Here is a 13,665-nt window from a genome sequence, read left to right on the forward strand (position 1 = left end):
GGCTTCAGCCGACGAACTGGTAGCCGAGATAGCGCTTGGCGTCGATCACGTCATAGCCGAGCTTCATGCGCAGCTTCTTGCGCAGCTTGCTCATATGGCCCTCGACCACGCTTTCGTCGACATCGTCGTTGAAGATGCCGTAAATGGTGTTGAAGATCTGGGTCTTCGTCACCCGCCGGCGGGCGTTCTTGACCAGATATTCCAGCATATGGCGCTCGCGGCGCGGCAGCGGCAGCGGGGCGCCGTCGATTTCGGGATCGCGGCCGTCAAAAAACACCTTGAGCCGGTCCTCGCGGGCAGCGGCCGGGGCCGCATTGGCGTTGACGCGGCGCCAGATGGCATCGGTGCGCGCCACGATCTCGCGGACATGCACGGGCTTGCGCACCACATCGTCAATGCCGGCGGTGAACAGTTCCAGCGTCTGCGCCAGGCTCTTCTGGTCGCTCAGCGCCAGGATCGGCGCGGTGCTGTGCGAGCGGATCATTTCGGGATAGGTCGGGCGGCGGTCGAAATCGCCGAGCAGAAAGCCCTCCACTGCCGCGATATCATTGTCCGACGCGCTCTCGATCCAGCCCTTGAACTCGTCTTCAGTGACGCCAAAGCTGGAGAAACCCTCACGCGAAAAGCTGGAAACATAACTGTCGGCAACAACAGACCGATCATCGACGATGACATACATGATTCAACTCCCCTGACCTTGAACCTGCAGTCATGCAACGAGTTTATTGCTGCCTGCGCGTGTCCTTGGTCAAAGGACTATTTTGGTAAATAACTCCGCTCAAGCCGAGTTGCTTCAGGGTTGGAGGGTGTTTCACTCCATTCTGGCGGGTAGTTCCCGCGCGCCGGCGCAGCGGGCAACGGCAAAGGCGCCCCCCGGGAGACCCGAGGAGCGCGGAATGGGCCGGTTGTGCAGGCGCCAGCCGGCGACCGCTCAGCCTTCGAACACCGTCTCGATCTTGCTCTTCAGCGTCTGGGCGTTGAAGGGCTTGACGATGTAATTGTTCACCCCGGCCTTCTTGGCGGCGATGACGTTTTCCGACTTCGCCTCGGCCGTGACCATGATGAAGGGCAGCGCGTTGAGGTCGCTGTCGTCGCGCACCTGCTTCAGCAGTTCGTAGCCCGTCATCGGTTCCATGTTCCAGTCGGAGATGACAAGCCCGTATTGCCGCTCCTTCAGCTTGGAGAGGGCTTCGACGCCATCGGAGGCCTCGTCCACGTCCTCAAAGCCGATCTGCTTCAGCAGGTTGCGAATGATGCGGACCATGGTCTTGTAATCGTCGACTACAAGAACCGGCATCGACAAATCCACGGCCATAAAGCGCTCCGTCCCTCAGCTAGTAAGATCCACGGGACAGCCACGCGCCGCCCTTTCCTAGGCTCATGTTCTGAATTGCAATGCTTGCGCGAAGCTTGCAGAGCCAAACCTAGGGTTATTCTCAGAAGTTTGGCTTTGAACTATAAGAAAACATCGAACACTTGCGAGAGCATTGGAGATTATACATGTCGTCAGCGCGGCGGCCGTTCCGGATTGAAGCCAATGAACGACACCAGGGGACTGGTGAGAAGCAGACCACCGGCGCGGCGACGATGCAGGGTTCCGTCTCCGCCCAGATCGGCCGCGTGCTCGAAGAACTGCACGAGTTGCGCGGCGTGATCGCGCGCTTCGACCGCCGCTGCCCGGAGGCGGACCCCGAATGCTCCCGCCATGCCATGCTCATGGATGTGGAAACCATCCGCCAGGCGATCGACAACACCAAGAACGAACTCGCCACGCTGCAGGCGGGCGGCGCCAAGGGCGCCCGCTTCAACCGTGCCACCGACGAGCTCGACGCTGTCGTCGCCGACACCGAGGCGGCGACCGAGGACATCCTGCAGATGGCCGAGAATATCGACGGCGCGGCGATCTCGCTGGTCGCCGAGCTGGAAGGCAGCCACAAGATGCTGGCGCAGGCGATCCACAGCTACGCCACCCGCATCTTCGAGGCCTGCAATTTCCAGGACATTAGCGGCCAGCGCATCCGCAAGGTGGTCGACCTTATGGTGTTCATCGAGGAACGGGTCGAGCGCATGTCCAACATCTGGGGCGGGCAGGAAGAAGTGGCGCGTATCGCCGAAACCATCGCCCCCGAGCGCACCGGCGACGAGGCCCTGCTCAACGGGCCGGCGCTCGCCGACGACGCAAACGTCGTCTCGCAGGACGATATCGACTCGCTCTTCGCCTGAGATCAGGCGCAGAAGGCCCGCGACTGGGCGGTCCAGCTCCCGAAGCCGGACCGCACCAGATTGCGGATGACGGCGCAGACATAGCGTTTCTGCGCCGGATCATTGTTCGGCCCGGCATTGTAGCGGGCCGCCGCCATCGTCCAGTTGCCATGGCGCTGCCGCAGCTCTGCGAGAAAGCGGGCGGCATAGTCGACATTCCGCTCGGGATCGAACATCTCCGCTACCGAGCCGAACTGGTCGCCATGCCAGCGATGATTGATCTGCATGCAGCCGAGATCGACCAGCGTCACGCCCCGCGCGTTGAACTCCGCCAGCTTGCGCGCGCCATCGGCGACGCTGGTGGCGACGAGGCTCTTGCCCGCCGCATTCATCGCCAGAGGCTGAAGCGTTCCGCCGCCGCCGGTTTCGGTCATCCCCACCGCGTAGAGAATGGCCAGCGGCACGCCGTGCCTGGCCGAGGCGCGCGCCATCGCCGCCTCGCAGACGCCGAGCCGCGCACCCGCCGTCTGGGCGGCAGCCTTCGGGCCGGTAGCCTCCGGGGCCGCGCCGTTCGAAGCGGCGGCGAGGTCAGAGGCGCTGATCAGCAGCGCCGCCATCAGCAGCGCCAAATGCCGCTTCGTCATCCTGTCGTCTCCTTCTGCGCGGATCGGAACCGCCCGGATTGCCGTCGCGGGATCCCTCCCCATCCCGGCGCTCCCATTCGGCGGGCGCAAAGCTGTCGTCACCGGTGAGCCGTGCCGGCTGGCCGGTCTGGCTGATGGTGAGGTCGAGCGGGCCAGCATCGGCCTCGGCCAGCGTGGCGAGAAGACCGGCGCGGTCCTGCTCCAGCAGCCGCGCCGTCTCCGCCCGCGCGGCATGAACATGGATCTCCAACCCGTTACGCCCGGTGCGCAGGCGCACCGTGACCAGGCCGAGTTCCAGCGGGCGCAACTGGATTTCCAGCACCCGCACCGGACCGCGCGCCGGCGCAACATCGCCGGCCATGCCCGCCGCCGGCGCACCCTGCGCCCGCACGGCTTCCGCGAGGGCGGCGCCGAGCTGTACGGCGGGGGACGGAGCGGCGCCCGGCAGCGACGGCGCCATGAGGGGAACCGCAGGTGCGGGCGTGGCGGGCGGGGCGATCGCGGTGTCGGCTGTCGCCGGCGCCGCCTCGCGGACCTCCATCCGCGCTCTCGCGGGTGCCGCCACCGGGAACGCAGCGCGGTCTCTAGGGAGGGGCGCCTCCTCGCTCGGCACCGCACGCTCCGCCAGGTGCGGACGGGGCGGGACGGCCGGCGCCGCGCGCGGCGTCTCGCGCAGAGGCGGCAGGGGAGCGCCGAGAGTGACGGGAGCGTCGGGCGCCGCGCTCTGCATCGGGACCGCTGCCGCCTCGGTGCCCGCGTCGGTCCCCGGCCCGGCTGTCGCAACCGCCGGCGCAGCCGGCACCGGCGCCGCAGCGGCGCGGGCGGCAGAGGGCGGCGTGGGGCCCGCCGCCGCGACCTCCCGGTCAAGGACCGGCGCGAAATGCGTCTCGCACAGCACGACCTTGGCGGCGAGCGGCGTATCGTCAGCCACCGCGTCGTCCGGCATCGCCGCCAAAGCGAGAGGTGTTGCCGGGTGCTCCGCCTCTTCCGGAATGTCCGACGGCGCGGACATCGGGGCGGGGGGCGGCGTCAGCGGCGCCAGCAAGGCCGACGGCAGCGCGGCCGGCAGCGGTGCCGGCGTGCCGGGTGCCACCTCCGGTTCCGGCGCCGCCGGATCGGCCTTGTCGGTCTCATGAGATGTTTCGTGGCGGGGCCATGTCTGCACCACCGGGGGCGTCTGCACCACCGGGGGCGTCTGCACCACCGGGGGCGTCTGCACCCCCGGCAGCGGCTCCGCCTGCATCGGTGTCTTGCCCGGAAGTCCCGAGGTCGCGGCAGCGGCGCCCTGGCTGGCCGACGCCGGCACGGAAGCGGCAGCCGGCGACCGGGGCGCCGCCCGCTCCGGCACCACCGGACCGGCCGGCATGGCACCCGCCCTGCCCGCGTCGACGGGAGGCTGTTCGGAGGCAGCCTGGTCCGGCGCGACAGACGCCGCCTCCCTGTTGTCAGTCGATGCCGGCCGCGCGGCGACGGGCGCGGGAGCCGCCGTCCCGGCGTCCGCGAGGGCGGCGCGCGCCGCTATCGGTAGCCCGGCGGTGGTGGGGCGGGAGGTTGGCGCGGCAACCGGCATCGGCCCGGCCGGCATGTCCGGGCCGTCACCGGCCGGGTGAACCGCCGCCGTGTGCGCGGGCCGCGCCTCGCCCTCCGGCATCGCCGCCGCGAGCCTGGTCGGCACGGGCGTCAGGGCCGTCGTCGGCGCCGGCAACGGCGACGGAACGGGGGCGGGCGAACGGGCGGCCACCGGCGCCGTCTCCGCCGCCGGGCGCAGCGAGCGGGCGAGCAGGGCGTCAAGGTCCAGCGCGCCCGGCGCCTGTTCCGGTTCGGCGGCGGCATGGGTCACGGCCGGCATCGCTTCGTCGGCCGGCGGCGCCTCCGTCGGGGCCGGTCCCGCCGGCACGGTGAGGGGACGCGCCGGACCGGCTTCCGGGGCCTCGGCGGTGCCGGCTGTGCCGGCGGAAGGCGGGATGCCCTCTGCGGGCGGCCGGCCGTCCAGCTCGGCGAGAAGGGCGGTGAACGCCGCGCCGTCGCCGCCGCGTTCGGAACGGCCAGGCAATTCCTCGCCGGCGCCGAGGGGGGAGCGGGAGGCGTTGAGGGGAAAAGGGATCATAGCGGCGCCTCTCCCAGCGCTTTGTCGGCGGCGTCAAGCGCGGCGCGGGCGGTGGCGAGAATGGCGGGGGGAGGCGCGTCCTTGCCGCCCTGACCCACAGCCGGGGGCGCGGCGGCGTCGGCATCGGGCGACTCGGCATCGGGCGGCGCGGCATCGGGGGGCGCGGCCGCTTCTTCCGGCGGTACATTGACGGCATCGTCGATCGAGGTGGCGACCGCCTCCGCCGCCCCCAGCAGCCGCGCATCCTCGCTGCCGAAACGCTCGCGGGCGACGCTTGCGAGTTCCGCCCGCGCCTCGTCGAAGCGGCCGGGCGTGGCCACCGTCGCCGCGGCGCGGTAGAGCGTGGCGCGGTCGGCTTCCAGGCTGCCGATCACCGCGCCCTTGAGCACCAGTTCGGCCGCCAGCGACGCCGCCGTGGTCTTGCCCTGCGCCAGCGCCGCCTGCGCGATCAGCAGCGCGACTTGCCGGCGGCTCTCCGGTTCGAGCGGGGCCAGCAGGGCGTGGACATGGTGAAAATCCTCGGCACTGTCGATGAAGCTCATCCGTGTCAGCGCGGCGGCGAAACGCTGGCGGAAATTGCCGGCATAGACGGAATGACGGTAGCGGGCGAGATAGGTCGCGGTGAGCCGCTCGAACGTGTCGAGTTCGTTGGCCTGAGCGGCGATGAAGATCTCGCGGCGCAGTGCCGCCTCCTCCACCAGCGTGCCCGGCGCCATCAGCCGCGCACGCCCCAGCAGCACCGCCGCCCGGGCGGGATCGCGGCGCACCCACAGCGCCGCCTGCGCCAATGCCACCTGGCCGGCGAGGCTGTCGGGCAGGTCGCGCGCCTCGATTTCGCCGAGCTGCTTCAGTGCCTCCGGTTCACGGCCTTCGAGATAGGCCAGCGTGCCGCGCAGCAGCCTTTCGTCGATGGCGGGCGTGGCGCCCTTGCCGAGCACCGCGCGCAGCCCGCCCGGCCCGCCGCCGCTCAGCGCGAAGATGATCAGCGCCCGGGCATTTTGCGGGTCGTTCCAGGCCGAGGCATCGGCGGCGCGGAACGCGGCGTCGATCCGGGCGATCAGCGCATTCTGCGCCGCCAGGGCATCGGGCTCGCCGGTCGCCATCCGGTCCTGCAGCCGCTGGAGGTCGCGCACATCGCGAAAGAGCGGCGGCGCCGGCGGGGCGGCGGGCTCGCTCGCAGCAGCCGGCTCGTCCTTGGCGGCGCCCCCCGGCGCGCTCACCTCCGAGGCCTGCGCCGAGGAGAATACCGCCGGCAGACGCAGCAGGCCGGGCGCTTCGGGGATGGCTTCCGCGAGGAGCGGCTCGGTCGCCTCGGCCGAAGGCTCGTCACCAGCATCTGTGGAGCCGGCGGTCTGCGCCGGTTCGGCAGCGACCGACGGCTCGGCGATGTCGGAGGACGCGACCTTCCCGGTTGCCTCTGCAACGGCCGATGCCGGCGCCGCGCGCACGGGCGCGGGCGCCGCGCCCAGCGCCGGTGGCGCCGCGCGCATGGAAGCCGGCAGGGCCGGCCCTTCCGTCGCGGCGGCGCCGGCAAAGACGTTGGCGGCGAAGCTCTCCGGCACGAAGGCGAGCGCGAAGCTCGCCCGCGTGAAACTCTCGCCGGCCAGATTTTCCGGCGCGAATTGATCCGGCGCGAAGGCGGGCGGGGCGAGATGCACCGGCAGCGGCGCCTCCGGCGCGGCTTCCGGGGGGGCGGCCGGCATCGGCCCGGCGGCGGCGGGACTGACTGGCGCCGCAGAAACGGGCGCGGCAACGGGTGCAGGGGCGGCTGCCGGCACGGCGAGCGCGGAAGCCGCCAGTGCCGCGCCGGGGGCGAGCGGCCGGGCCGGCGGCAGCGGCACCCGCACGGTCGTCACCCGCACCACGGGCGGAGGTGCCGGGCGCGACGGCGGCAGCGGCACCGCCATGGCACCGGGTGCGACGGCGGGCGAAGCCCCGGGCACCGTGTCGGGAATCGCCGCCGCCGAGGCGTCGGCGTCGACGCCGCGCACCTCGTCCCACGGATCGCCCGCCGCCATGTGGGGCGCAAGCAGAAGGACGGCCAGAAACGTAGCCGGCAACATGATACGATTCATCGGGCGGGCTCCTGCAGCACGATCTCGATGCGCCGGTTCTCCGGCGCGTTCGGGTCCGCCGGGTTCCTCAGATTGCGATCGGCAAAGCCGGCTATCTGCTTGATGCGCCCCTCATCCAGCCCGCCGCGCACCAGCATGTAATGGGTGATGTTGGCGCGGGCGGCGGAGAGCTGCCAATTGTCATAGGTCGAGGAGCGGAAGGGGCGCCCGTCCGTATAGCCGCGGATCACCACATCGCCCGGCCGGTCCTTGAGTGTCTGGGCGATCCGCGCCATGGCGGCGACGATCCGCGCATCCGGCACCGCCGAGCCGATGGGGAACATGGCGAAGTCGATATCGTCGGTCAGGCTGATCACCGTGCCGTCGCCGGTCTTGCGCACCGTGACCTCCGGGCCGGTGGCGCCGCCCATGGCGGCGGCGAGATCGGCCTTGATCTGCTGTTCCAGCGCTTCCATCGGCTTCTGGGCGCCCTCGGGGGCGGCCGGTCCACCGGCGGCGACCGGCTTCGCGCTGGCGCCATCGGCGGTCGCGGGCGCCGCACGGGTGGCGGCGGACACGCCGCCGGCACGGGCGGAATCGGGCGTCGGGCCGCCGGCGGGCGAGCCATCGACACCCTCGACGGCCGGGTTCGGGGTGTCACGCCTGGCCCCCGCATCAGGTCGCTTGCCCTGCGGCGCGCCAATGCCGGCGGTTCCCGGGGCGGTCGCCTGCGCCTTGCGGGTGGAAGTCATCTGCCAATAGACCGGGTCGAACGGGTCGCGCGTGGCGTCGCCGCTGCCCGTGCCGGGCTCGCTGTTGACGCCGATCGGCGCATCGAGCGAGGTCGGCGTGCCCGGGGGCGCATCGGCGATGATCTCGGCAAGCACCGCATAAGGATCCTGGAACAGCGCCGCCTCGCGCGGGCCCTGCTGCACCTCCTCGCCCTTGCCCATGTTCTCGCCGACCGTGTCCTTGAGCGCGGACATCTGCTCGCCATCGTCCGAGGTGCCGACATCCTTGATATCCTCGGGGTCGTTCAGTCCTTTGCGCTCGGTCACGCTGTCGGCGAGGTTCACCGGGTTGAAGTAATTGGCGATCGCCTTGCGCACATCCTTGTCGGTGACGTTGATCAGCCACATGATCAGGAAGAACGCCATCATCGCCGTCATGAAGTCGGCATGGGCGACCTTCCAGGCGCTGGAATGATGCTCGTGCTCCTCGTCATCATGGCGCTTGATGATGATCAGTTCTTGATGCTCGGGGCCCGCCATGGCTGATTACTCCTGCGCCAGGGCGAGGCGCGCGGCCCAGGCCTGCATCTGCGTCTCGAACGTGGTGGCGCCGGCGACGGCGACGAGCTCGCCGCCCGCGCCGGCCTCGAAGCAGACGGGGACGCGCGGATCGAGACGCGCCTGCAGGCTCTCCAGCAGGTCGGCCGGGCCGCTCACGCGCAGCAGCGGCGTCGTGCCATCGGCGAGGGCGCGGGTGATCGCGCTCGCCATGTCGGCAAGCACCCGCTCGCGCAGCGCGGCGGCGAGGAAGGGCGCGATCACCCGGCCGAGGCGGGTGGCGAGATCCTCGCCCAGCCGTTCGAAGCCCTCGGCGAGCGCCTGCGCCAGCGTCGCGCTCTCCGCGTCGGTCCAGGCGCGGCGCGCCTGCGTCAATTGCTCCTGCGCCCGGGCCGCGTCCTCCGCCCGCTGAAGCTCGTAGCGCTCGCGCGCCGCGGCTTCGCCCGCCGCGCGGCCGGCGGCCTCCGCCTCCTGCAGCAGCGCGGAGAGGTCCGGCGCGGGCGGAGCGGCGGGGGCGATCGGCGCGCGGGGGGCGGCCGGCGCGGCGGTGGCAGGCGGCGCGAGGGCGGGCGCCGGCTCGTTCGGGCGGGCCGCCGGCGAGGCCGCCGGGCGCGGCGCCAGGCTGGAATAATCGGGAAGATGGTCGATCAGCGCCCGCATCAGACGCGCGCCTCCTGCTGCAGCCACTGCCGCAGGATGGCGGCGGCCTGCTCCTCATCGAAGTCGATGATCTGCTCCAGCCGCTTCTGCGGCGAACGGTTCATCTTGCTGGTCAGATCCTCGATCAGGCTGACCGGCTCCACCACGCCGGGAGGCATCACCGCCCCGTCCGGCGCCGGCAATTCGCCAAGCGTGCCGGCGGCACCGGCCAGCATCGCGGTCTCGATCATCTCCGCATCCTCCGGCCGGGCGACGATGGCGCGGACGGCGGGGCGCAGGCCGAACCAGATCAGCAGGACGGCGACGATGAGAATGGTGGCGGCGTTCACCAGCGTGCCGGCCTGGCGCATCAGCACTTCCGACCAGGGAAGCGCCGGCACCGGGTCGAGCTCTCCATTGCCCTCGGCGAAGCCGACGGCGGAAACCTTCAGCTTGTCGCCGCGCGCCTTGTCGAAGCCGGAAGCGGCGGCGGCGAGCTGCTCGATCTCATAGATCTGCGTCTCCAGAGGCACGGCGCCCTCGCCCGCCCCCTCCGCCGGCGCCAGCCGGGCCCGGTTCACCAGAATGGCGATGGACAGGTTCTGCACGGTGAAGCCCTCGCGCACCGTCTCGGTGCTGCGCGAGGAAATCTCGAAATTGGTCAGTTCCTCGCGCCGGTTGGTTTCCTCGTTGGAATTGCTGCCGGCATCGCCGCCGCCATTCTGGCCGGGCATGTTCTGCTGCACCGAGGCGGCCGCGTCCTTGGAGCGGTTCTGCGAGGTGCCGGTCTCCTTGACCACGCGCACCGAGCGCTCGGTCTTGGAGGCCGGGTCATAGGTGGTCTCGTTGGTGGTGACGCGGTCGATGTCGAGCCGCGAGGTCACGCTGATCTGGAAATTGTCGATGCCGAGATAGGGGGTGAGCGCGCGGCGGATTTTGGCCTCGGTGTCGCGGTTCATCTGTTCCTGCAGCATCGCCTTCTTGCCGGAGGAGGCATTGGCCGGGTCGTCGCCGGAGGCGAGAATGGCGCCCTCGGTATTGAGCACCGTCACCGCGTCGATCTTCATTCCCGGCAGAGCGGCGGCGACGAGATGGCGGATCGCCTCGGCGGAGGACACGCCCTCGGCATTCTCGGTGCGGATCACCACCGAGGCGGAAGCGTTCTGCTGTTCCTTGCGGAAGGAGGCGCGGTCCGGCAGCACGATATGCACCCGCGCCGCCTTCACCCCCTTCATGGTCTGGATGGTGCGGGCGAGCTCGCCTTCGAGCGCGCGCACCTTCGTCACCTCCTGCATGAAGGAGGTGAGGCCGAGCGAGTTCACGTCGTTGAACAGCTCGTAGCCCGAGCTTGAACTCTGCGGCAGGCCCTTTTCCGCCAGTTGCATGCGCGCGCGCGCCGTGTCGCCCGGGGCGACCAGCACGGCGGTGCCGTCGGCGTTCACGTCGAAGGAGATGCCGCTATCCTTCAGCGCCGCGCCGATGCGGGTCACATCCTCGCGGCTGAGATTGGCATAGAGCGTCTCGGTGGCGGGGCGGCTGAGGTAATAGGCGCCAAGGCCGATGGCCGCGAGCACGGCCAGCCCGATCATGGCGAGCGCGAACAGGCGGCGGGCGCCGAGCTGCCGCAGATTGCTCAGAAGCATGTCGAGCTGCTGGCGTGCGAACATCTGCTCTCCCGCTCCCTAGATGATGCGACGGGCCCATGGCGCGGGCCGCGCGGGCCCCGCCTCCAAGCAGGGCCGTTCCGTCGAGGGGAGAGTGCGTCGGCGAGCTTGCCTGAGCGTTGCGCGCGGCGGCGCGAAAAAAGAAGGCCACGCTTCCGGGAGGAAAAGCGTGGCCAAGGCGCGCCGTGGAACACGGCGGCGGGGTCGGGGAAACCGGGCCGAAGCCCGGGAGCATCAACCGCGGAACAGGCTGAGCACGCTCTGCGAGCTGGAATTGGCGATGCCGAGCGACTGAACGGCGAGCTGCTGCTGGGTCTGCAGCGCCTTCAGGCGGGTCGACTCTTCTTCCATGTTCGCATCGACGAGCGAGCCGATGGCGCGGTTGTTGGCGTCCTGCAACGCCTGGACGAAGTTGGTCTGCGACTCGATACGGCTGGCCGTGGAGCCGAGGCTCGTGGACGCATCCGTAAGGTCGGTCAGGGCGGCATCGACGATCGAGGTGTAGTTCGCGATCTGGTCGAGGTCGCTCTGGCTCGAAGTCAGCTTGGAAATGTCGATATCCATGATCGAGCTGACCGTCGCCTTGCCGTTCGACGTGGCGGCCACGCGGGACTTGTCGAGGATACCGAGGTCATCGGTGCCCGAGGAAGCCAGCGAGTTCTTCAGCGCGAGAACCGCGCCGTCGAGAGCCGTTTTCTTCGTCGTTTCGGCAGTGGTGTAGGCACCATCGCGGGTGTTCTTGGCCGTCGCATAGGCGGTGTCACGGGCGGCAACAGCCGCGGCGTCCATGGCGCTGCCGGCGAAGGTCGTGTCGGCCGTCGAGATGGCGGTATCGTAGGCGGTATCCGCCGTGGTCTTGGCGGTGTCGTAGGCAGTGGCGGCCGTGGTGGCGGCGGTGGAGTAGGTCGCCGACGCCGTGGTCACGGCGGAGTCGACCGCGGAGTGGACGGTGGTGTTCGAATCCAGCAGCTTGAACTTGCTGGTGTCGATGTTGATCGTGTCCACCTGCACCGTGTCGCCGGTGCGGGAGAACGAGGCAACCACCGCCTTGTTGGCATTGTAGTTGGCTTCGCTCGAGTCGACCGACAGCCAGTTGCTGCCGGAAATGACCGTGCTCTTGGCGTTGTTCTTCACCTCTTCGAGCAGGCTGCCGATTTCGGTCTGCAGCTTGGCGCGATCGGCGTCCGGGGACGCGGCGGTGATGAGCTTTTCCTTCACCTTCTGCAGCGCGTTGCGCACGGTATCGAGACCGGTGTTGACGGTATCGACCGAGGACTTGGCGAGGCCGAGCGAGTCCTTCACCGCGCCGAGCGCACCGTTGTCGGAGCGGGTCGTGGTGGCGATGGACCAGTAGGCGGCGTTGTCCGAGGCGGAGTTGACGCGCAGGCCGGTGGAGACGCGGTTGTTCGTCTCGTCGAGCGAAGAGTTGATGGTCCGCAGGGTCTGCAGGGCGACCATGGAGGACGTGTTGGTCATCAGGCTGGTCATAGGAATGTCCCTTGAGTTGATGTGAGTTTTTCACGGGACATACCGGGCTTACACCGGCATGGCAGAGGCGGCATCATGCCTTTGACGATCGGGCTCGGGAGCGCGATCCGAGAGCCGGCCCTGAACGGACCGGCCATCAATCTGCCATGGCGCCACCCTCGCACGGCAAGCTTGCGCGGGGCTTGCATCCGGCGCGGGGAGCCGGGCCGGGGAACACGGCGGGCCGGCGGAAACGCAGGCGGGGCGGCCCGCTCGCGCGCACCGCCCCGCAAGGTCTTCAGGGGAGCCGTCTCAGTAGAAGGAGCGCACCAGCCCGCCCACCAGAAGATTCCAGCCGTCGATCAGGATGAAGAACAGGATCTTGAACGGCAGCGCGATCACCGCCGGCGGCATCATCATCATGCCCATCGACATGACCAGCGTCGCCACGATCATGTCGATGATGAGGAAGGGCAGCATGATGAGGAAGCCGATCTCGAAGCCGCGCCGCAGTTCGGAAATCATGAAGGCGGGGATGAGGATGCGCAGCGGCACCTTGTCGTCCTCCGCCGCCGGCGCCTGGCCATTGGCGGCGGCGAGGTCGGCGAAGGTCTGCAGGTCCTTGGGGCGCACCTGCGACATCATGAAGTCGTGGAACGGCGCCGCAACCCGCGTCAGCGCCTCCTGCTCGCTGATCTGGCCCTCGGTCAGCGGCTGGATGCCCTGCTGCCAGGCCCGGTCGAAGGTGGGGCCCATGACATAGAAGGTCATGAACAGCGACAGCGAGATCAGCACCAGATTGGCCGGCGTCGATTGCAGGCCAAGCCCCGAGCGCAGGAAGGACAGGGCGATGACCAGCCGGGTGAAGCTGGTCACGGTGATGAGCAGCCCGGGCGCCACCGACAGCACGGTGAGCAGGGCGATCATCTGCACGATGCGCCCGCTCGCCGCCCCGCCGCCGGAACTCTGCAACAGGTCGGTCAGGGCCGGCACGGACTGGGCGAAGGCCGGCGCGGCGAGAAGGCCGCTGGCGAGCAGGCCGCCGACGGCGAGGCCGGCGACAGCAAGGCGACGGGCGAACACGCTCATTGCACCACCATCGTCTCGATGATGAGTTCGTCCACCTTGCCCTCGGTGCGCAGCTTGGCGCGCTCGTTCAGATCCTCGCGCAGATGCAGCAGCCCGCTCGGCCCTTCAAGCTGGCTGAGCGAGAGGGTGCGCAGATAGCCCATGATGTCGTCGCGAATCTGCGCGACGGCGATCTTCGGATCGGCCAGCGCATCCTTCTTGAAGATGATCGCCGCCTCGATGCGCACGAAGGTCTGCGAGGGCGCGGCGAGATTGGAGACGATCGCCTTCATCGGCTCCATCACCACATCGGTGCCGGCATATTTCAACGGCGGCGCGTCCGGCTCGGGCGGCTTTTCCTTCGCCTTCTCGCTCACCGTCTTCTCGACGCTGGAGGCGAGTTGCATGCCGAGACCTGCCCCGCCGCCGGCGGCGAGCAAAGTGAGGATGGCGAGCGGCACGATCAGCCCGCCGCCGCTCTTCTTGTCGTCGCCCTTGCCGGCGGGCGCTGCTTTGGAAGCCATGGCCGCC

The 13,665-nt window shown here is 69.8% G+C and carries 12 protein-coding genes; 1 reads left to right on the top strand and 11 read right to left on the bottom strand.

The window, feature by feature from the left end:
* Positions 1–4: 4 nt before the first annotated feature.
* Positions 5–679 (bottom strand): response regulator transcription factor, encoded by a 675-nt coding sequence (locus AAC979_RS15440; protein ID WP_371347754.1) that lies wholly within the window; start codon positions 677–679, stop codon positions 5–7.
* 252 nt (positions 680–931) lie between these two features.
* On the bottom strand, positions 932–1,315 hold the full coding sequence (locus AAC979_RS15445; RefSeq protein WP_371347755.1) for a response regulator: 384 nt from the start codon (positions 1,313–1,315) through the stop codon (positions 932–934).
* Positions 1,316–1,500: 185 nt separating this feature from the next.
* On the opposite strand from AAC979_RS15445, the gene AAC979_RS15450 reads away from it, so the two are divergent.
* On the top strand, positions 1,501–2,223 hold the full coding sequence (locus tag AAC979_RS15450) for a protein phosphatase CheZ (protein WP_371347756.1): 723 nt from the start codon (positions 1,501–1,503) through the stop codon (positions 2,221–2,223).
* A 2-nt stretch (positions 2,224–2,225) separates the two neighbouring features.
* Here AAC979_RS15450 and AAC979_RS15455 read toward each other — a convergent pair whose 3' ends face one another.
* The 9 genes from AAC979_RS15455 to AAC979_RS15495 form a co-directional block, all read right to left on the bottom strand.
* Positions 2,226–2,846 carry a transglycosylase SLT domain-containing protein gene (locus AAC979_RS15455; RefSeq protein ID WP_371347757.1) on the bottom strand — a complete coding sequence of 207 codons (621 nt, stop codon included), beginning with the start codon at positions 2,844–2,846 and terminating at the stop codon, positions 2,226–2,228.
* Positions 2,791–4,953, bottom strand: coding sequence for a flagellar hook-length control protein FliK (locus AAC979_RS15460; RefSeq protein ID WP_371347758.1), 2,163 nt, complete (start codon positions 4,951–4,953; stop codon positions 2,791–2,793). Before AAC979_RS15460 ends, AAC979_RS15455 begins: the two co-directional genes overlap by 56 nt.
* The gene (locus AAC979_RS15465; RefSeq protein WP_371347759.1) at positions 4,950–7,028 is read right to left on the bottom strand and encodes a hypothetical protein; all 2,079 of its coding nucleotides are present in this window, start codon (positions 7,026–7,028) and stop codon (positions 4,950–4,952) included. The genes AAC979_RS15460 and AAC979_RS15465 overlap by 4 nt, the downstream gene beginning before the upstream one ends.
* On the bottom strand, positions 7,025–8,278 hold the full coding sequence (locus AAC979_RS15470) for a MotB family protein (RefSeq protein WP_371347760.1): 1,254 nt from the start codon (positions 8,276–8,278) through the stop codon (positions 7,025–7,027). The genes AAC979_RS15465 and AAC979_RS15470 overlap by 4 nt, the downstream gene beginning before the upstream one ends.
* A 6-nt stretch (positions 8,279–8,284) precedes the next feature.
* Positions 8,285–8,956: a hypothetical protein gene (locus tag AAC979_RS15475; RefSeq protein WP_371347761.1), complete on the bottom strand. Its 672-nt coding sequence runs from the start codon at positions 8,954–8,956 to the stop codon at positions 8,285–8,287.
* Positions 8,956–10,602: a flagellar basal-body MS-ring/collar protein FliF gene (gene fliF, locus AAC979_RS15480; RefSeq protein WP_371347762.1), complete on the bottom strand. Its 1,647-nt coding sequence runs from the start codon at positions 10,600–10,602 to the stop codon at positions 8,956–8,958. Before fliF ends, AAC979_RS15475 begins: the two co-directional genes overlap by 1 nt.
* A 231-nt stretch (positions 10,603–10,833) precedes the next feature.
* Positions 10,834–12,087, bottom strand: a complete 1,254-nt coding sequence (locus AAC979_RS15485) for a flagellin (protein ID WP_371347763.1) — start codon at positions 12,085–12,087, stop codon at positions 10,834–10,836.
* A gap of 291 nt (positions 12,088–12,378) precedes the next feature.
* Complete coding sequence (gene fliP / locus AAC979_RS15490; protein ID WP_371347764.1) at positions 12,379–13,155, bottom strand: flagellar type III secretion system pore protein FliP; 777 nt, start codon at positions 13,153–13,155, stop codon at positions 12,379–12,381.
* Positions 13,152–13,658, bottom strand: coding sequence for a flagellar basal body-associated FliL family protein (locus tag AAC979_RS15495; protein ID WP_371347765.1), 507 nt, complete (start codon positions 13,656–13,658; stop codon positions 13,152–13,154). Before AAC979_RS15495 ends, fliP begins: the two co-directional genes overlap by 4 nt.
* Between the last annotated feature and the right edge of the window lie 7 nt (positions 13,659–13,665).

The organism is Ancylobacter sp. IITR112 (assembly GCF_041415945.1).
Lineage (GTDB): Bacteria > Pseudomonadota > Alphaproteobacteria > Rhizobiales > Xanthobacteraceae > Ancylobacter.